Annotated in this window: 18 protein-coding genes and 1 pseudogene; 12 read left to right on the plus strand and 7 right to left on the minus strand. The window is 39.3% G+C overall.

Going from position 1 to position 18,588, the window contains the following annotated elements; all coding sequences use genetic code 11:
- Positions 1 to 206: 206 nt before the first annotated feature.
- Genes V6259_RS08390 through V6259_RS08405 form a run of 4 tightly spaced genes read right to left on the minus strand, consistent with a single transcriptional unit; the run spans position 207 to position 3,822 of the window.
- Entirely contained in the window at positions 207 to 1,418 is a 1,212-nt protein-coding gene (locus V6259_RS08390) for a hypothetical protein (protein ID WP_341584176.1), read from the minus strand.
- A complete protein-coding gene (locus V6259_RS08395; protein ID WP_341584177.1) occupies positions 1,405 to 2,355 on the minus strand; it encodes a hypothetical protein in 951 nt (316 codons plus the stop codon). Before V6259_RS08395 ends, V6259_RS08390 begins: the two co-directional genes overlap by 14 nt.
- Complete coding sequence (locus V6259_RS08400; RefSeq protein WP_341584178.1) at positions 2,345 to 2,623, minus strand: hypothetical protein; 279 nt, start codon at positions 2,621 to 2,623, stop codon at positions 2,345 to 2,347. Before V6259_RS08400 ends, V6259_RS08395 begins: the two co-directional genes overlap by 11 nt.
- A 17-nt stretch (positions 2,624 to 2,640) precedes the next feature.
- Positions 2,641 to 3,822 (minus strand): class I adenylate-forming enzyme family protein, encoded by a 1,182-nt coding sequence (locus V6259_RS08405; protein ID WP_341584179.1) that lies wholly within the window; start codon positions 3,820 to 3,822, stop codon positions 2,641 to 2,643.
- Between the two features lie 180 nt (positions 3,823 to 4,002).
- Here V6259_RS08405 and V6259_RS08410 point away from each other — a divergent pair, with 180 nt between their 5' ends.
- The 3 genes and pseudogenes from V6259_RS08410 to V6259_RS08420 form a co-directional block, all read left to right on the plus strand.
- Entirely contained in the window at positions 4,003 to 4,389 is a 387-nt protein-coding gene (locus V6259_RS08410; protein ID WP_341584180.1) for an ectoine synthase, read from the plus strand.
- Positions 4,390 to 4,406: 17 nt separating this feature from the next.
- Positions 4,407 to 5,612 (plus strand): MFS transporter, encoded by a 1,206-nt coding sequence (locus V6259_RS08415; protein ID WP_341584181.1) that lies wholly within the window; start codon positions 4,407 to 4,409, stop codon positions 5,610 to 5,612.
- Positions 5,613 to 5,761: 149 nt separating this feature from the next.
- Positions 5,762 to 5,908, plus strand: a pseudogene (locus V6259_RS08420) (MYG1 family protein); the annotation flags it as partial.
- Positions 5,909 to 6,061: 153 nt separating this feature from the next.
- On the opposite strand, the gene V6259_RS08425 reads toward V6259_RS08420, so the two are convergent.
- Positions 6,062 to 7,084, minus strand: a complete 1,023-nt coding sequence (locus V6259_RS08425) for a sodium:calcium antiporter (protein ID WP_341584182.1) — start codon at positions 7,082 to 7,084, stop codon at positions 6,062 to 6,064.
- Between the two features lie 423 nt (positions 7,085 to 7,507).
- Here V6259_RS08425 and gloA point away from each other — a divergent pair, with 423 nt between their 5' ends.
- Positions 7,508 to 8,032, plus strand: coding sequence for a lactoylglutathione lyase (gene gloA, locus V6259_RS08430; protein WP_341584183.1), 525 nt, complete (start codon positions 7,508 to 7,510; stop codon positions 8,030 to 8,032).
- A gap of 122 nt (positions 8,033 to 8,154) precedes the next feature.
- On the opposite strand, the gene V6259_RS08435 is transcribed toward gloA, so the two are convergent.
- Positions 8,155 to 8,307, minus strand: coding sequence for a hypothetical protein (locus tag V6259_RS08435; RefSeq protein WP_341584184.1), 153 nt, complete (start codon positions 8,305 to 8,307; stop codon positions 8,155 to 8,157).
- Between the two features lie 881 nt (positions 8,308 to 9,188).
- Between V6259_RS08435 and ltrA the strand changes: the two genes are divergently transcribed.
- Positions 9,189 to 10,538 carry a group II intron reverse transcriptase/maturase gene (gene ltrA, locus V6259_RS08440; protein WP_341584185.1) on the plus strand — a complete coding sequence of 450 codons (1,350 nt, stop codon included), beginning with the start codon at positions 9,189 to 9,191 and terminating at the stop codon, positions 10,536 to 10,538.
- 46 nt (positions 10,539 to 10,584) lie between these two features.
- Here the strand turns inward: ltrA and V6259_RS08445 are convergent, their stop codons facing one another.
- Positions 10,585 to 11,229 carry a hypothetical protein gene (locus V6259_RS08445; protein ID WP_341584186.1) on the minus strand — a complete coding sequence of 215 codons (645 nt, stop codon included), beginning with the start codon at positions 11,227 to 11,229 and terminating at the stop codon, positions 10,585 to 10,587.
- Positions 11,230 to 11,251: 22 nt separating this feature from the next.
- Between V6259_RS08445 and V6259_RS08450 the strand changes: the two genes are divergently transcribed.
- The 7 genes from V6259_RS08450 (at position 11,252) to umuD (ending at position 18,582) form a co-directional block, all read left to right on the plus strand.
- The gene (locus tag V6259_RS08450) at positions 11,252 to 12,355 is read left to right on the plus strand and encodes a transposase (protein WP_341584187.1); all 1,104 of its coding nucleotides are present in this window, start codon (positions 11,252 to 11,254) and stop codon (positions 12,353 to 12,355) included.
- An 821-nt stretch (positions 12,356 to 13,176) separates the two neighbouring features.
- Positions 13,177 to 13,905 (plus strand): IclR family transcriptional regulator, encoded by a 729-nt coding sequence (locus tag V6259_RS08455; protein ID WP_341584188.1) that lies wholly within the window; start codon positions 13,177 to 13,179, stop codon positions 13,903 to 13,905.
- A 78-nt stretch (positions 13,906 to 13,983) separates the two neighbouring features.
- Positions 13,984 to 14,871, plus strand: a complete 888-nt coding sequence (locus tag V6259_RS08460; RefSeq protein WP_341584189.1) for a 2-dehydro-3-deoxygalactonokinase — start codon at positions 13,984 to 13,986, stop codon at positions 14,869 to 14,871.
- A gap of 133 nt (positions 14,872 to 15,004) precedes the next feature.
- Positions 15,005 to 15,952, plus strand: coding sequence for a Bug family tripartite tricarboxylate transporter substrate binding protein (locus V6259_RS08465; protein WP_341584190.1), 948 nt, complete (start codon positions 15,005 to 15,007; stop codon positions 15,950 to 15,952).
- Between the two features lie 52 nt (positions 15,953 to 16,004).
- Positions 16,005 to 16,457 carry a tripartite tricarboxylate transporter TctB family protein gene (locus V6259_RS08470; protein ID WP_341584191.1) on the plus strand — a complete coding sequence of 151 codons (453 nt, stop codon included), beginning with the start codon at positions 16,005 to 16,007 and terminating at the stop codon, positions 16,455 to 16,457.
- 8 nt (positions 16,458 to 16,465) lie between these two features.
- Positions 16,466 to 17,932, plus strand: a complete 1,467-nt coding sequence (locus tag V6259_RS08475; RefSeq protein ID WP_341584192.1) for a tripartite tricarboxylate transporter permease — start codon at positions 16,466 to 16,468, stop codon at positions 17,930 to 17,932.
- A 200-nt stretch (positions 17,933 to 18,132) separates the two neighbouring features.
- A complete protein-coding gene (gene umuD, locus V6259_RS08480; protein WP_341584193.1) occupies positions 18,133 to 18,582 on the plus strand; it encodes a translesion error-prone DNA polymerase V autoproteolytic subunit in 450 nt (149 codons plus the stop codon).
- Positions 18,583 to 18,588 lie beyond the last annotated feature (6 nt).

Here is an 18,588-nt window from a genome sequence, read left to right on the forward strand (position 1 = left end):
CTAAAGAAGATACAATTACCAACACAACAACGTTAAAAACATAATCAACTAACATGGAGAATGTATGTTTTCGCATAGTAGCGTATCCTCATATCCTTTTGGTTGATGACGACTCGAATAAAACCACTACTTTAAACAAGATTCTCAAGGCAATTGACAACTAGTTAATAATATATGAACAGTTTATTTTCAAAAAAATACTATAGTCAATAACCCTCCGGAATAACAAGAGATTGGATATCTTTATTTTTAGATAAATGTTCGAAATCAGATAATGCCCTCTCCCATTTGACATCCATATGTGTAGACATAGCTTGCATATCGTTCCAAAAAACTCGAAAATTATTTAGCATCGAATTGCCATTCGAACCTATAGTTTGTATTATAGGGCTCATAGAATCAAGCGCCAACTTTGAAAAAAAAGACTTTTTACTTAGCATATTAAACTTATCTTCAAGACTAAAAATAGATCCATTAATTATTGATTTTTCCACACTAGAAATCAAGTCAACATATAAAATCCTCATCAAATTTAATTGTTCTTTTGCATTAAGCAACGTATGAAGGTAGTGAAACTTAGTGGAATTATTTGATTTTTTGACCAGTGACTCAATTTCACATATAGCGCTCTTGAGCCCACCCTCGAAACATCCTAGAATTGGTCCCAATATTAAAGAGGTAGTTACAGGTAAAACTTCTTTACTTTCAAATACATCATATCCTGAAAACTCATTATTATTAAAGTAGTCTGGTCTAAAAAACACTTTATCATATGAAACCTCTAAGTTATTGAATACAATACTTTTAGACCCCGTACCAGATAATCCAGATACATTCCAGTCATCCAATACTTCGAATTGGTTTTTTTTGATCAATACGAGATATTTATTCTCCCCTAAAAAATCATCATGAAATTCTAGCTTAGAAGTGACAATAACATAATCAGCATAATCAACACCCGAGCAATAGTGCCAAGTTCCGTTTAATACATAACCTTCGTGATTTTTCCTATATAATTTACCATCTCTAGTGTTAGTAACTGTAGCTACGAGCACGTTATTAGAGCCCGAGTAAATTATATCTTCTATAATTTGGAGTGGCAGACGCATTAGCATTCCAGCATGACCACTTAACAAAGATAACAACCAACCACTACTGGGACAAAAGCTTGAAGCAATCCTCCCAGCCTCCACAACCTCTTTCCAAGACAGCCCTATACCTCCTAATTCACAAGGAATTAAAGCGTTAAAAAAACCCAAATCCTTTAATTGATTAACTCTTTTAAACATTACCTCATTTGTACCTCTTAGGAATATTTCATGACTTTCCCATGTTGAAGTAACTTCAGCTATACCTTTAAGATAAAGTTTTGCTCTTAGCAAATGATCCTGATTCGATAGAGTTTCATTTGTATACATTAGCACCTCTCTTTATTAAAACTGGCATATAAAATTGAAACACTGTCTCAATATATGGATCACCTATTTCACACAAAAAACGATCGAATTTTTCAGTATCATTTGTAGCTAAGTACTCGTAGAAGTTTGTTGAATTCCAAATAAGAGCAACATTTTCAAAAAGACTACATAAAGTAATTTCAAATTCGTTTTTAGTTAATAGGCCTTTGTGCATATCTTCCAGCATGAATTTTCTTTTCCAAATTATTTCTTCTTCTGAGAAAAATCTTTTTTTGTATATCCAATCTTTTGTATCTTCTTGAAGAATAAATTCATTTTCATCAGAATTCATTAGCTTTTCTAAAAAAATTGCTATACCTCTTTTAGCCAGCCTTTTTTTCACCAAGGATACATGCTCATATCTATCCCTTCCATAGAATTGAAATGCAGCCATTTCATAAATAAAATCGAAAAACTGTTTTTTTTGAAACATCAAATCATATATCTCAAAAAAAGTCCCAAACTCAAAATAATTTTTTCCTGAAGAGTTATAGTTTATAAAATATTTTTTATTTGAAAAATTTGGAGAATTTGTTAAAATATTTATCTCTGTTTTTAATATCTTATTCAAAGCTCTCCCATTTGTCCCATCAAATGCTTCAATCTCCCAATAACTACATAAAAAATCATCAGATTCATTTAATTTTTTTAATGAAATTGAAATTCTAGATAATTCTTCCAGTATATTTGGTATACTTGCTAAGAAATGCTTAAACAAAGGCCCAGAGTCATTTATTAAGAGATCTTGATAAAGTGATAAAACTTTATCATCAATACAATTTTTAATTCGGCTATTTAATTTTCCTTTTGGTATTTGTATATTACCCTCAGCTAAATCTTTGAAATTTTCTTTCAATTTTATCATTGCAGATAAGTCATTATTTATTTCAGCTTCCATTTGATAACCTTCTTGACATAAATTCAACTTTCTTATAATCATATTTTCCAGATGGAGTTTTTGGAATATCATCAAAAAATAAAATTTCATTAACCTTTAAAAAACCAGGAATTTTTTTATTCACTTCTATTTTTAAAAAACAATGATCTTTTGGATATTCCAAAGATACTGCTATATTTAAAATCTTTTCTTCACCACTTTCTCCAAGAACAACAACACTTTCACGAACTCCATCTATTCTAGAGATATCACCCTCTAAAGAAGTCAAATCTAAATCTATGCCATTTATAGATATAACTCTAGATTTTCTTGATACGAAATAATAAAACCCATCATCATCCTTGTAAAAAAATCTCCAGTAAACAATGCTATTTCATTTGAAAACTTAAGCTTTTTTATAATTTTTTTTGTATCAAAATCATTATAAAAATAACCGCAAGTCACTTGATCACTAACTAAGCATAACTCACCTTGAGTATTTGTTTTTCTTACTTGATCTCTTTGATTATCAACTAAATAGGCTTTCACCCCAAAAATTGGTTTACCAACGGAATCAGGCTTTTCTGAAATGAATTTTGGATGAAGAGATAATGCTCTTTTACATTCTGTTAGGCCGTAACCTAAATGCAATTCACAACTAGGACTATGATTAAGTATTTTTTCTATTGTACTTTTTTTCATTCTCTGACCGCTACTACAAATATAATCCATACAAGGAAAAACATTTTTTTCAACAGCCTTTCCTTCGTATATTTTTTCAAGCAAAGGAGGAAAAGCATGAATGACATTGATTTTATAATATATAATTTTTAAAAAAATCAAATTAATAGAAGTGGATTGATCTATATATACGGCACTTGATCCTACGCAAAGAGGTAAGATAATATTATAAAAACCAAAATCACTATAAATAGAAGAGAAGGAGGCAACAACGTTACTTTCATTTATCGGAAGGTAATCTAATAACGAAAGAACAGTTGAACTAATATTTCTTTTTGTTAACTGAACGCCTTTAGATTTTCCTGAAGTGCCAGAAGTGTAAAACACTACTGAAGGCCATCTTTTTTTAAGAAGAGCTATTTTCTTATACCTAGTAAAATTTTCCGTGGGATTGAAACCAGTGTGTATTATTGTTTCTTTTTTTGGGTCAACAATGAATTCGGCAAGTGAGTTATTAATTCTCTCATCCAGATCAGTTGAATTTATTTCTGCACCTAAAAAGCAAGCTGTTGCCCCCAAACTTTGCAACGCAAGAAAAACAGATATAGTTGAATTACATAAATCTCCTACTATTGCCACAAGAGAAAATTCTATAACACCAGACTGTATAAACTCAATTTTAAATAGGTCTGTACTTGTCACTAATCTTTGAAAATCCCACCACCCATCTTCATTGATACACAAGGCATTTTTTAATGGAAACTCTTCTGCTATCGAAAAAATCTTATCACTAATCGAATCTGTCATACAGGCTCTTACCCCATGATCTATCTATCAAACTGAAAGTAGTAAAATTTCACTATTGTAGTAAAATAACAACCTTTTTCTTTTTTTTTGACGCATGTTTACAATTAAAAGAATGATTAAGCAAATTATTTAGTAATATTATTACATTTCTCAACGCCTCTTTACTTAAGGGAAAAGTCGATGTTTATAAGAACACTAAAAGATATTGAAACTACGCCAAATTTTGTCGAATGGGGATCAGGTACTAGTCATAGGCTTTTGACACAAGAAGACAACATTGGATTTACTATTTGCCACACTGTTGTCTGGCCTAAAACTGAGTCAATGCTAGAGTATAGAAACCATTTGGAAGCCTGTTACTGTATTGAAGGAGAAGGAGAGATAGAAGATTTCGAAGGAAATCGTCATACAATAAAGCCTGGGACCGTTTACGTACTGAATGAGCACGATAAGCATATTCTTAGGAACAAAGGAGATATGCCTTGTATTCTTGTTAGCGTCTTCACCCCCCCATTAGTAGGTAACGAGAAGCATAGTATTAATCAAGATGTAGCATCATCTTACTAATAGGGAGTTTAGCTTGTATGAAGCGTGGTGACCTTTTCTTTTTTAATTCTTTATTTTTATCACGCCTATCTGATCAACTTTTGTTATTTTTAGTTCCATTAGTAGTATATAAAGTTACAGGTAGTGCTAGTATTTCTGGATTAGCATTTTTTCTTGAAACATTACCACGCTTCATTTCATTTCCTATATCCGGAATACTGTGCGACTTTTTCTCTCCTCTAAAATTAATTAGATACAGCCAAAGGTTTAGGTTTATTATTATTATTGTAGGGTTATTAGGCTACCAATTCGAGAATAGTATATATTGGCTTGTAGCTATTTCATCATTTACAGGTATTGCAACTAGCTTTGGCATGATGTCAAGAGAACTCATCTTACCTCAAGTTTTCAATACTAATATTGGTAAATATGAAAAAACCCTTTCATATACATCTCTATCTGATCAAGCAGGAATGGTTTTTGGGCCATTACTTGCTTCCTACTTAATTTCAATGTTTAGTTGGCAAATATCAATATTATTCTCTGCAGCGCTATTTTTAATATCTGATTTATCTATTTACATTTGGAAAATCAGTCTTGAAATTAAAATCATCCCTAAAAACAAAGGTAAGATTAATTTTCTTAACGCTAGTAAAGTATCATTTCTTAACATCTTCAAATTACCTGGACTTTTTCCATCGATAATATTAGCAATTTGTATAAATTTTATATTAGGAACCACTTTAGCTACAATGGCTCCAATTTTTATCGGTCATTTTAACCAAACCAACTACGCATACGGTTTACTTCAGTCTCTCGGAGCAGTATCTACAATTGTCGTTTTACTATTAGTTGTTAAAAAAAGCATACCACTTATCCTATTAGGAATATTGGGGTTCTCCTTTATGTCATTAGGAGCACTACTGACTTCTTTCTCTCAAGAGTACATAATCTATAGCATTGGATTTTTATTAATTTTGGGGTTTGATAAGATGTTCAATGTATTTTTGAGATCTCTAAGAGCAAGAGTCATACCAATAAAGGATTTAGGAAAGACAACTGGTTTTATTATCTTATTAAATAATATAGCTCAGCCACTTTCTGGTCTTTTAGTAGCGGTATACTCTACTCAAACATCTCCTCAAAATATAGTTTTTATCGTTAGCATTCTATGCATAACGATAGGTTTATCTGTTTTATTTTATCTTTTCTTTAAAAATGGTAGGCAGCTTATTTCATTATAAAATGTAACTTAAATTGACTATTAAAATTAACTCAAAAGTTTTTTTAGACTACAAAAATCGATATATAGAAGAGTGTAGGATATTTTTTCGAATGTGAAATAGTTATATAACCAAGCCACCTTATCTAGGGATAGTATCCCGCGCCATGGGCTGGATTGTCTGATAAAGAACTACAAGACGTCACCGGTTTAGACGATGCCATGTTCTGTCATAACGGCTTGTTTATCGCCGGCTGTGCGTCATTTGAAAATACGATGAAAATGGCAAAAATGGCAAAAATGGCGTTAGATTATTAGAGATTCGAAATAAAAAAGACCGATGTGATTTTCATATCGGTCTTTTTTTGTTTGTTATAGCAACATTACGCACATCCCCTGTGGCACATTTTATCTGTACACCCAAAGTATCAAGCGATACTTATGACTCGCTACCTCAAGCATTAGGCACTTTCACGTCGTGACAACATAAATAGCCAATGCGTAGAGCATCAGTACCATAATGCCTTCAAAACCAATGTTGCCGATACCATTGCGCTTTCTGCGCAGCAAACCCAGTAATAAAACGCTACTCATCAGTATATTAATGGCCAATATGAACCCGGTGTCTCTTGTTGTCGCGTGGTAGATAGAACCGTCGCGATAAGCAAAGTCGGATAAAGCCAAGAAGAGCACGTCAAAGCTATTACCGCCGATAATATCACCAACAGCCAGAGCCAGTGCGCCCATCCGCACCGCAAACAAAACGGTAACCAATTCAGGCAGTGAGGTCGCGACCGAGGTAAGCAAGGTGCCAACCACTGTTTCCGACATGCCTGTAATACGAGCAATCGCGATACCGGTTTCACCAATGCCATAGCCAGCAATAGCAATGGCCGCAGCAAAGCCTGCGAATTTAAGCCAAAGAGTGGATAATTTACCGTCCGGCGTAGGAAGCTCACTCTCGGGCTTGGTGTCCTTTGTTTTAGAGGCAAACCAAAGCGGTTGATTCTGAGTATCGGAAATCAACCGCAAGCCAAAGCCGTATGCCAATAACAGCACAATAGAGACAGGATGAACGGCAAAAATACTGAACTCTGGTCCGGTCAGCCCCAGCAATGCGAGCGATAGCAGAGCAATCAGCAGCGTGCACTGCACCAAGTTCTCAAGCGAGGCAGCCGCATGTTCCAGGTTGGCACGTCGATAGATCATATCTGCAAATATAAGAAAAGTGGTTTGTACGGCGATACCTCCCACGGCATTACTGACAGCAAGGTCGGCGTAACCCTGCCAAGCCGTACTCACAGACGTGATAATTCCGGGCAATGATGTTGTACCACCTAACAGTGCGGCGCCAAATAGCGCCGAACCGATGCCGGTACGTTTGCCCAAAGCGTCGGCCAACCGAGTAATACGCACGCCTGCAAATAGAATAATGCCTGTACAGATGGCAAAGGTTATATAGGTCACTAATGGGGACACAAATAAGCCAGTCATATCTCCTCATCTACAAATACCACATGACGAAAGTGGTGTTGTTGTTCAACGTGGCTCCCAAAAAGCCAATGAATAGCATCAGCCTAGTCACAAACAGCGCCACTTGCTAATAAGTCAACGTTAGCTTACCAAGAAATTCTCATTAAAAGCAGATCATCTTCATACAAAACCACCTTCTCCAGGGATAGCCGTTCTGTTAGGAGGATAGCCTGATAAAGAACAACAAAACGTCACCGGGTTAGACGATGCTACTCTCTGTCATAACCGCTTATTTATCGTAGGCTTAGTCTCGTTTGGAAATATACTGAAAATGGCAGAAATGGCGCTGGAGTACTAATCAATTAACATCATAAAGGGGTTGGAATTTTGCAGCTAGCCCCCAGTTCTCAAGGTATACATTGGTTACAACAAGGGAGTACAAATATGAGTCGTCATTTTGAACAAGCCGAAGGCTTGTGTGAAGAAAAAGACCCAGCAACGAACGGGTTTGTATTCAACCAAACCATGTTGCGCATTGCCGATCCTGTGCGCACTCTCGATTTTTATACCCGAGTGATGGGTATGACGCTATTAAAGAAACTCGATTTTCCAGACATGAAATTCAGTTTGTATTTTCTGACTCACGGTGAAGATTTTTCCGATATGAGTAATGATGATTCGGAACGAACCGCGCAAACCTTTGGTCGCCCTGCCATGTTAGAGCTTACCCATAACTGGGACGATACCCCAGACAATACGCAATATCACAACGGTAACAGTGATCCTCGTGGTTTTGGTCACATTGGCTTTCATGTGCCCGATCTAGAAGGCGCGTGTCAGCGTTTTGAGGCCTTAGGTGTGCCATTCCAGAAGAAACTAAGCGATGGCAAGATGAATAACATTGCTTTTATTAAAGATCCTGACGGTTATTGGATTGAAATATTCAATGCTAGCCGTATGGCAAGTTAAGTAAGCAAAAGGCCCCTTTGCAACATGACAAAGGGGCCTTTTTCTGCTGTGTCATATCGCCAAAAATGTACTAAGACACAACGTCGAAACCGCGTTTTTACAAAGTGTTATATGCCGTATTGCTAGCCCTTGTTTGCGCCGCCTTTATTTGATCTTTCATTTCTCTTCTGTTTCTTACGGTTATTTTTCTCAGTGACAATTTTGATGGCTTCGTCTTTGGTTAAATGGGGATGCTTAGCAATCAGCTCTTCCACTTTTGTATCAAATGCGGTCATTTATAAATCTCATGTATTAAAGTACGAATAAGGTCGGTATTTTAGCTCAGGAAATGTTTAGAAGATAACATTTCTTAGCAGCGGCTGAGTTGCGCCCTAGGACACAACAACAGCGAACACAACGACAGCAAAACACAACTGACTGGCATTGTTAGCGAAACCTTTTACAACAGGTATAAGCTAAGTGCCTAACATTTTGCGCATCGCACCCTAACAGAGTCATTGTGTTAGAACAATACACGCCTTGGAAAACTACCGTGCATCCGTACAAAACAGGACAATAGCGCATACAAGGCGAGGTAGTTGAAACCTTAACGCCACAAACAGCGCAGAGCGTAGCGAATCCGCTGCTTTGTTTTGTGTACGCCCAGCATGGGCATGAACTTATGAGGTGAAAGTCCTCTGTAGGAAGGTCACCGTCTCTAATCTATTTCAGATTAGTAAACGATAACTACTAGTGAATGGCAAGGGCATAATCGCGAGATTTTGTCTGAAGGAAGCCGGACGCAAAACTGCGAGCTGATGAACAAGAACATCATATGAGGCGTAGGCTGAAGGCGAGTTGGCACAAGACGACGAAGCCATGTGATCTAACGGCCACCGTAAATGATGCAGCAGTGCAGTGAAAGTACATGCTCTTATCTGGGGAGATCTGCTTAACCAGCGATCAATGAAATGCCAGTGAGGCTCTGGCTAAGAAATGCCTTGGTTCCTGAGAGTTCATCGCCTTAGGAAAGCAAACAGATGAAACATTGATAGCGCTAAGAGGAGTAACCCTCAAGGTGATTAAGCAGAAGTCAGCAGACGGCATAGTAGCCAAATGCCCATCGTAATGGTTGGGACACGGTAAAGGCCTGAACATTTAGAACAAAGGAGGAGCCTTGTCAGACTTGAATACACGAATACCGTCCGGTAGCGACGTGACTCAGCGTACCGATAAGCAGCCAGCCTTTAGCGCAGATCTACTCGAACTCACCCTAAAGCCTTCTAATATATTGGAAGCGTGGAAACGAGTTCGAGCCAATAAAGGGGCTGCTGGCATCGATGGTATGACCATTGATGACTTCCCCGCTTGGGCAAAGGGTGGAAATTGGAAACGTATTACGTCTGAGCTTCGCTCAGGTCAATACCAACCTAAACCTGTTCGACGAGTGGAAATTGATAAACCCGATGGCGGTAAACGTCAGCTGGGTATACCAACCATAGTTGATCGTGTGATCCAACAAGCCATTGCTCAAGTCCTTACGCCGATTTTCGACACAACCTTCTCAGACAATAGTTTTGGGTTTAGGCCAAATCGGAATGGGCAACAAGCGGTGAAACAGGTGCAAAGCATCATTAAAACGGGTCGCCGTTTTACAGTCAATGTTGATCTGTCTAAGTTCTTTGACCGCGTTAATCATGATTTACTCATGACGCACCTTGGCTATAAAGTGAAGGATAAGCGATTGCTTAAATTGATTAAACGTTACTTGCGAGCTGGAATTCTCTGCAAAACCAAAGGGGATAACCCGCTTTACAGTGAGAGTCGAGAAGGTGTACCACAAGGTGGGCCATTGTCACCTTTGCTGGCGAACATCATGCTCGACCCTTTGGACAAAGAACTTGAGAAGCGAGGCCATCAGTTTGCTCGCTACGCGGATGACTTCACCATACTGGTGAAGAGTGCTCGTGCGGGTGAACGTGTGCTGAGTAGTATCAGCAAATTCCTGAATAACCGTTTGAAACTGATCGTTAACACGGTCAAAAGCCACGTCGTTAAAACCAGTGAAAGTAAATTCCTTGGATTCACCTTCAAGGCAGGTCGCATTCAATGGCACCCAAAGGCATTACTGAAATTTAAGCAGCAAGTCAAAAGGTTAACGAACCGTAACTGGGGCGTGTCCATGCGTTATCAACTCTTTAAAATCAGCCAATATTTACGTGGCTGGATAAACTACTTTGGTATCGCCAATTGCTATCAGCTTTGTGTCGATCTGGATCATTGGATCAGGCGTAGAGTACGAATGGCCTATTGGCGACAGTGGCGAAAGCCGCGCACTAAAGTAAGAAGTTTAATGAGATTAGGTGTGCATGTTCAGGCCGCAGTTGCGTGTGGTATCACCAGTAAAGGGCCGTGGCGCAGCGCTAAAACTCCGGGGATCAATCAAGCTTTATCGCTTGCTTACTTAAAATCCGAAGGGCTTTATTCGCTGCGTGATGGTTGGATCGCGCTTCACTATCCTAAGTGAAACGCCCTGTGCGGAGCCGCATGCAGGGTGTTGTGGGGGCTGGAGGTTAGAGACCTCCGGCTACCCGATTAGGTGTTTTAGCGCGCTCAAGGTAGGACACATGCACTTTACCATCCTGCTCACCCGACATAACTACCGCAAAGAATGAATCGTTCGTGATATCAGTCCAATGGTGATTTAGCAAAGCCACTAGTTGATTAATAGCATTCACACCCCGTTGAAGAATCTTCAATTTGGCCTCTTCTCCGCCGTACTGATAGTCTCTCTGAGAATGCAGATAATTTCCAGCCATACCATAAGCCTTAAAAATTTCTTCCGCAGTCATAAAAGGCCTCTCTTCGTAAGGGAGGTCTTTTACTTTTCTAAGACCATCTGAATCTTGTCCGTCTTCTGCTTTGGGGGTTGGAAAGAACTTCAAGTTAAACCTTTGCAGCTCGGATTTTATTTTCTGTATTTCATACCCCTTGCGAAGAGTTTTATTTAGAGTTAAACCAGCTGATTTGTTGGCAACAATACATGCAAACATAACAAGCTCAATAACTTTCCTTAACTGAAGATAGACAGTATCTATATCTGTTTCGATATAGCCTGAGGTAATTGCAAAACTGTCGTTATGATCGACTTTTTTTCGTAAAAAACGAAAAAAAGAGGAGACGTGGGCTGCCGTTTCCGGCGACGATAGAGTTACCACACAACATCGACATACCCACTCTATGAATGCTACGACGCCCCAACAAATTATGCAACGCTGGCAAATCGTTCAAGGCCAATTGATTCCTACCTTACATCAAGAAATCGGGTCGCTGACCCCAAAACTTGAAAAACTGATTCCTATCTTGGAATGGTCTCGTATCGAAGAGTTTGTGACACGTTTCTCGTATCGGACGGGCCGTCCACCCCATGAACTGGCTTGGTTAGCCAACGCCTTTGTTGCCAAGGTGGTGCTTGGGCTCACGACCACGGTGCATCTAATAGAACGCTTGAGCATAGACAAAGCATTGCGGCGAATCTGTGGATTTCCGCTTCATAAAAAACGGCCATCAGCGTCCACTTTTTCTCGTGCTTTTGAGACGTTTGCCAAAGACAAGCTGGCCGAACGTGCCCACGAGGCACTGATCAAAACGCACTTTGGAGATCGTCTTATTGGACATATCAGCCGAGACGGGACGGCTATTGAGGTGAGAGAGCGTCCACAAAAAAACGACAAAAAGGAGACGGATAAACCCAAACCTAAAGGGCGACCCCGCAAGGACGAAGGCGAAGAGCGCCCGATCAAATTCACTGTGGCACGGCAACGTACTCAATGCTTGGAAGAGATACTTGAAGAGATCCCGACAGATTGCCGTCGTGGCACAAAATGCAATGCTCAAGGCTATAAAAACAGCTGGAACGGCTACAAACTTCATCTGGACATTGCAGACTGTGGCGTTCCTATCGCGGCTTTATTATCCTCAGCGTCCATGCATGACAGTCGAGCTGCGATCCCGCTATCACATATCAGCGCGACGCGGGTGACCAACCTTTATGATCTGATGGACGCCGCCTACTGCAGTATTGACCTGCATGAACACAGTCGAGAGTTAGGGCATGTGCCCTTGATAGATCACAACCCCAGAGGGGGCGAGAAAGAAGAGTTTGAACCGGCCGATGCGGTGCGTTATCGGGAACGTTCGGGGGCAGAACGAGCCAATGGCCGCCTCAAAGATGAGTTCACAGGTCGACACATCTGGGTACGTGGTGCGGTAAAAGTCATGAGTCACCTGATGTTTGGCATTTTAGTACTGAGCGTTGATCAGCTGCTTCGACTGCGGCAATAAATCGCTGAGAGAAAAAGGCATATATCGAGGGTATTATGCTTCTGGAGTGGTCTCAGAACGAGCCACTATGATCAAAAAAGAGAGAAAAACCATGATGACCTAGCCAAAGTAGGCAATGTGTAGAAAAACATGCTTAACGGAGCAAAAAAGAGCCTTTAAGGGGGCGATAAGTTATCCACAAACGATCAGTTGAGAGTTTTGCAAGATGCTCATGCGTTACATTTTAACTGACAGTAAATCAATTAGATAAAATCCGATATTCCTAAATTAAGATAATGTTTCGCGGCTGTCTAGAATAACTTTTTCAAAATCTTTATAAATGGGATCGTAAATTGGTTGTTTTTGGCAACATATTTTAGAGCGGTCATTAAGCCAATTAAAATACCTATAAGACGCTTGTGGAATAGCTATTTTTAGTGCTTTTTTACTTTTCAGATTTCTTTCAGAAAAACTTAATTAATGCCTTTATAGAGCACGTTACTACTGTGAAATTCAGCGATCCATTACACAGAAAAATGGTTGTATCGTCCATATATGGGCTTATCCTCACAATTCCAGGGTTCAATTATCGTTTTTTCTAGCTCTAGAAAAGCAAATAAACGAATTGGATTAGAGTCTCACCAGTGTGTCCAATCTTGTTTGTAAGTTCCACTATATGGGAAAAGCTCTAGAGTTTTTAGATTTCTATAGATATCATTTCTTGGCTAGTGCAGTATCCTTTTAATGTTCATTATTTAAATAATCAAGCAAAACACATTCGACTTGATTACAAAAATTATACATTTATATTTTCCTTTATTAGGGAAATCTCCAGGTGATTTATGAACGAAGATAATAATAAAAATAGATCTTTGCAAAAAGCCTTCCATGTTATTGATGCCGTTGCGGAAGGCGATAGACAACTTAAAGATATTTGTCAACGACTTGATTTGCCTAAATCAACGGTACATAGAATTCTTCAAGGGCTTATTGCATCTCGTTATATTCGAGAAGTAAGAGGAATAGGCTTAGTGCTGGGTACAAAAGTTATTCAGCTAGGAATAAAAGCCCAAAAAGATATGCCTCTAAAAGAGCTAGCTAGACCATTTTTACGAGAGTTGTCTGCGATTACAAAAGACGCTGTTCACCTTGGAATCAAAGACGAAGATAAAATATTCTATTTGGATAAATTTCCGGGCAAAAGAGCCGTTCAGCTCCGCTCTCAGGTGGGTGACAGGTTGCCACTAGCGTCCACAGGTGTCGGTAAGTCTTTAATGCTTGATATGCCAAAAATGGAATGGATGAGGCTATTTAAAGAACAAGTCCCCGATAAAGTTGACATCATGATGGATAGAATGAACGACTATTCAGAAAACGATTACAGCTTTGATCTAGAAGATAATGATGAATTGGTTAGGTGTGTCGCCGTACCTGTAAGAAATAAGTATGGAAATATAATCGCGGCAATTTCTATTACAAGTATTAAAGAGTATATGCCTCTTGAAAGAATGAATGAGTTAATACCGATTTTAAAAAAATTCAGTGACAATATTTCAAAAAGTATTAACTAAATTGCAGATTGAATTCTTCTTATTAAATGGAATGCATATGTGTATGAAGACATGCTCGATCAATTCAGGATTAATTAAATGAAACAAGCTAGCTGGTTAATTGTTGATTGGGGCACGACTAATTTTCGTGCTTTTGCTATTGATGAACTTGGTAATGTTGTAGCTAAAATCGAAAAGCCTATGGGCTTGTTGCAAGTAAAAAATGGAGAATTTGCATCTGCCTTAGAAGCTGTTTTAAAGGTCTGGATCAGCCATTATCAAACATTGCCTATCTTTATGGCAGGCATGGTTGGGTCTGCTCAAGGTTGGGTGCCAGTACCTTATGAATATGTACCGGTTAACTTGAATGCGATAGCGAGTAAAGGCATTCAGTTTACTTTGCCGTGGGGGGCTCAAGCCACTATCGTGCCTGGTTTATGTGAGGCATTAAGTAATGGTTCTTTCGATGTGATGAGAGGAGAAGAAGTTCAGCTTTTCGGTCTTCAGAGCTTAGTCACAGAGCCAGACTTTACCGCTGTTTTACCAGGTACACACAGTAAGCATGTCAACGTAAAGAAACGAAAAATTGAGTCTTTTAAGACCTATATGACCGGTGAATTCTTTTCTATTTTGTCTAAACATTCAATCATTGGAATGGCTTTGCCTAATCAGGAATACTCACAGGCTTCATTCATCAAAGGGGTATCGAGTGATCTTGGCCCAGAATTGATGAATACCGTATTTTCAGCTAGAACCTTAAGATTATTCGACAAAATAAAAGAAACAGAAGTATTAGAGTATTTATCCGGGCTTCTTATTGGCAATGAACTTAGCAGCCTTGGTTCTGAGAAAATATATATTGTCGGCAATGCTTTGCTTTCTGATAGGTACCAATCTGCATGTCATGCTTTAAATTTGAAGTGTGAGGTTGTAGATGGTGAATTGGCCTTTTTAGAAGGTATGAAGAAAATAAAGGAGCACTTTTAAAAGGGCAGTTATGGTTTCGTATTAAGTGGAACCATATTCACCTCTGGTTATCACTAATGGGAACTAGAGGCCGAGTTAAGAAAATTGTTAAAGCGTACCAAGAACCTAAATATAAAAAACAAAGGTATTAAAAATGAAAAATAAAATAAAAACGTTGATCGTTTCTTCTTTAATTGCTGCGGGGATGTCTTCGCTAGCACACAGCGCTGAAAATTATCCTGATAGCCCGGTACGCATTATTGTGCCTTATTCTGCCGGTGGTGGTTCGGACAGCGTCAGTCGAGCTCTTGCTGAAGCGTTAAAACCTGAATTTCCAAAAGGCATTGCGGTAGAAAATAGAACCGGTGGGGCAGGTTCCGTTGGTATGTCTTACGGTATGCACGCTAAGCCAAATGGTGAAACCATCACTATGGTGGCACCAGAGCTTGTTATGCTTCCACATTCAGGTAATGGCGGTGACATTGATTATAAGAAATTCACTCCTTTAGCGATTGTAAACTCAGGTTATGCTGCGATTACCGTTCCAGCAGATTCTCCTTATAAAACACTCGACGATTTGATTAAGGCGGCGAAAAGTAAAAACCTATTATTTGGTAACTCTGGTACCGGCTCCATTTGGCATCTAGCGGGTGTGGGTATGGAAAAAGCTGCAGGCGTTCAATTTACTCATATTCCATTTAAAGGTTCTTCAGCAGCCATTACGTCATTACTTGGTAATCATTTAGACGCTGTTTCGGTTTCTTATGCCGAGGTAGCTGCACAAGTGAAAGCTGGGTTGTTGAGAACGCTTGTCGTATTAGCACCAAAAAGATTGGCGGACGCACCTAATATTCCTACAGCCAAAGAACTTGGTTTCGATGTAGCGATTGGTACGTGGCGCGGGTATTGTGTTCCGGTTGGAACACCTGCCTACATTGTCAACTACTTGACCGATGCTATTCTAAAAGCAGCAAACTCTGCAGAGTTTAAGTCATTTATGGCCGTGTCTAATAACGATGTTGATATTATTGGGCCAAAAGAGTTCCAAGAAAAACTTGATCGCGAAAATAAATTCTACAAAGAATTAATTTCTACCCTTTAACATAAACCGCACTGGTTATTAATGAATAATCAGTGCGCTTTAAGGAGATGTAATGAAGAAGGGTGATGTTTATTTAGCTTTGATGTTTGCCATTTTAGCTTTGGTTTTTGGCAAGTTAAGCCTTGATTTGTATAGTGGTGGTCATTCAGGTGTCGGAGCAAGTCAATGGCCCCTTATGATTTGTATCGTTATCCTGATTGGTTCAATTTTGGTTTTTATTAATTATTTCCGAAGTGGACAGGCTAGCGTTAAAGCGAAAGCTGTTTTAAGCCGTGATGAGAAGCGAGTGGCTATTTCGATTCTTACTCTTATTCTGTATTTTTTCAGCGTGATGTATGTTGGTTTCTTTGTTTCAAGTTTGGCTATGTTGTTTGTGCTTATAACTTATTACGGAAACTTTAAATGGTATATCAGTCTTATCTGCGCATTATTGATAGCAAGCACTGTCTATTTTGTTTTTAGCTATCTCCTTAATGTGTCATTCAAATTTGGCGTTTTGTTCTAGGTGTCCTTATGATTATTGACGCATTACTTTTGGCTCTACAACCCTCGGTTTTATTGTATATGTTCCTTGGCGTTGCCGGGGGCATTTTTATAGGCTGTCTTCCTGGGCTAACCACCACTATGGGGGTTGCGCTTGTTCTTCCACTTACATTCGGGATGGATGCAACGCACAGTATACTTTTGCTTATCGGCGTGTATGTTGGGGCAGTTTATGGCGGCTCGATCTCTGCTGTTCTGCTTAATACCCCCGGAACACCTGCTTCTGCAGCAACCGCGATAGATGGTCATGCCATGGCTGCTCGTGGCGAGGCTGGAAGGGCATTAGGGATTTCAACCATCAGTTCTTTTCTAGGTGGTATAATTAGTTGTTTTTTCCTTATCCTGATTTCGCCTTATCTGGCAAAGTTCGCCCTTAAATTCAGTGCCCCTGAGTTTTTCATGTTGGCGGTTTTCGGCTTATGCATTATTTCTAGTATATCGGGGCGGTCGGTTTTAATTGGTTTGTTATGTGGTGCTTTTGGGGTGCTCATTGCGACCATAGGCATTGATGATATTTCAGGTGTGGCGCGATTCACCTTTGGCAATATGAATTTATTCAGCGGAGTGAACTTCATTCCGGTGATGATTGGTTTGTTTGCTATGAGCCAAGCTTTTGTCTCTGTTGAAGATATGATGAAAAAACAATCTGATGCAAAAAAAATCACTCAAGCTTTGCCCCATAAGGAAGATTGGCGGGTTATTTTTAAAAACAGCGCAATTTTTGGATCCTTAGGTACTTTTATAGGCAGTGTTCCTGGTGTTGGTGCCGATATCGCTTCGTTTATTGCGTATGGCCAGTCAAAGGGACTTTCAAAAAATGGCGATAAGTATGGTACTGGTGTGCCTGAGGCGATCTCTGCACCAGAAGCTGCTAATAATGGTGTAACGGGTGGGGCGCTTATACCCATGTTGACTCTCGGTGTACCGGGAGACGCTGTTGCTGCAATTATGATAGGTGCATTAACGGTTCAGGGGTTACAGCCAGGGCCACTATTGTTTCAAAATAATACCGCTATAGTGTACGCCATCTTTATTGGTTTTTTTGTCGCTAATATCTTCATGGTTTGTATTGGTTTAAGCAGTGTTCGCTTGTTTACACGCGTGTTAAGTGTGCCTAAAGCGGTATTAACTCCCATCATTTTCTTATTGTGTTTTGTGGGTTCGTATTCATTAGCCAATAATTTCTTCGATGTGATCGTGATGTTTGTTTTTGGTGTGTTTGGGTATTTTTTGAAAAAAATAGGCGTATCTCCTTCACCCATAATTTTAGGCTTAATTTTAGGCCCAATGGCAGAGAGCAATTTCAGAAGGGCGTTACTTATGTCACGAGGAGAATATGATACTTTTTTCTCGACAGGCATCAGCTGGTTCTTCTTTGTGCTTATTGTGGCATCCCTTTTATTTCCCGTGTTTAAGAAGCTCACTAAAAAGAAATAGACTTATGCCGTAGTCAGTATAGTTACTGGCTACGGCAGGTCACTTCATCGTTAAAGTTGGCGTTGCCGGTGCACTTTTGAGTGAAAGATAGGAAGCAATGAATAAATATATACACCTCTTAACGTAAAGCAAAAATACCCATAGCCTTTCTTTTTTCCTAGCCCTATACTGTGAAAATATACAGTATAGGGCTAGGTGTTATGCGAGTTTCTTATCTTGGTGTGACTGAATCTGCAGCGTTTATTGCTGCAAACAGTGTCTGCATTCCTCTTTATAATCAATCTGTTGCCGTTGGGCTTCCATCATCAGCTCAAGACCTTGTTGAGCGAACCTTAGCCGTGAATGAATTTTGTACTGCTCACTCAGCGTCTACTTATTTTGTCCGTGCTCAAGACGATTCGATGATTGAAGCGGGGATATATTTTGGTGACGTATTGCTGGTGGATAAATCCCTAATTGCTCGTCACGGTGATATTGTTATTGCCTGTATTTTGGGTGAGATGACGGTCAAAATATTGGAACTTAAGCCTGATGTGCTGTTGAGGCCAAAGAATAAGGCATATCCTGCAATTGCGGCTTCAGAAGGCACTGAATTAGAAATGTTTGGCGTTGTGACGAGCGTTATTAAGAAAGGTGAGCGCAGTCAGTGAGGTTTT

Origin of the sequence: Marinomonas sp. TI.3.20 (genome assembly GCF_038155025.1) — a bacterium.
Taxonomy (GTDB): domain Bacteria; phylum Pseudomonadota; class Gammaproteobacteria; order Pseudomonadales; family Marinomonadaceae; genus Marinomonas; species Marinomonas flavescens.

Coding starts and splice junctions, on each gene's coding strand:
- V6259_RS08405 (WP_341584179.1), bottom strand. CDS start 3,822: ATGACAGATTCGATTAGTGATAAGATTTTTTCGATAGCAGAAGAGTTT.
- V6259_RS08465 (WP_341584190.1), top strand. CDS start 15,005: ATGAAAAATAAAATAAAAACGTTGATCGTTTCTTCTTTAATTGCTGCG.
- V6259_RS08415 (WP_341584181.1), top strand. CDS start 4,407: ATGAAGCGTGGTGACCTTTTCTTTTTTAATTCTTTATTTTTATCACGC.
- V6259_RS08410 (WP_341584180.1), top strand. CDS start 4,003: ATGTTTATAAGAACACTAAAAGATATTGAAACTACGCCAAATTTTGTC.
- V6259_RS08470 (WP_341584191.1), top strand. CDS start 16,005: ATGAAGAAGGGTGATGTTTATTTAGCTTTGATGTTTGCCATTTTAGCT.
- V6259_RS08460 (WP_341584189.1), top strand. CDS start 13,984: ATGAAACAAGCTAGCTGGTTAATTGTTGATTGGGGCACGACTAATTTT.
- umuD (WP_341584193.1), top strand. CDS start 18,133: ATGCGAGTTTCTTATCTTGGTGTGACTGAATCTGCAGCGTTTATTGCT.
- V6259_RS08425 (WP_341584182.1), bottom strand. CDS start 7,084: ATGACTGGCTTATTTGTGTCCCCATTAGTGACCTATATAACCTTTGCC.
- V6259_RS08390 (WP_341584176.1), bottom strand. CDS start 1,418: ATGTATACAAATGAAACTCTATCGAATCAGGATCATTTGCTAAGAGCA.
- gloA (WP_341584183.1), top strand. CDS start 7,508: ATGAGTCGTCATTTTGAACAAGCCGAAGGCTTGTGTGAAGAAAAAGAC.
- V6259_RS08475 (WP_341584192.1), top strand. CDS start 16,466: ATGATTATTGACGCATTACTTTTGGCTCTACAACCCTCGGTTTTATTG.
- V6259_RS08455 (WP_341584188.1), top strand. CDS start 13,177: ATGAACGAAGATAATAATAAAAATAGATCTTTGCAAAAAGCCTTCCAT.
- V6259_RS08395 (WP_341584177.1), bottom strand. CDS start 2,355: ATGGAAGCTGAAATAAATAATGACTTATCTGCAATGATAAAATTGAAA.
- V6259_RS08435 (WP_341584184.1), bottom strand. CDS start 8,307: ATGACCGCATTTGATACAAAAGTGGAAGAGCTGATTGCTAAGCATCCC.
- V6259_RS08450 (WP_341584187.1), top strand. CDS start 11,252: ATGAATGCTACGACGCCCCAACAAATTATGCAACGCTGGCAAATCGTT.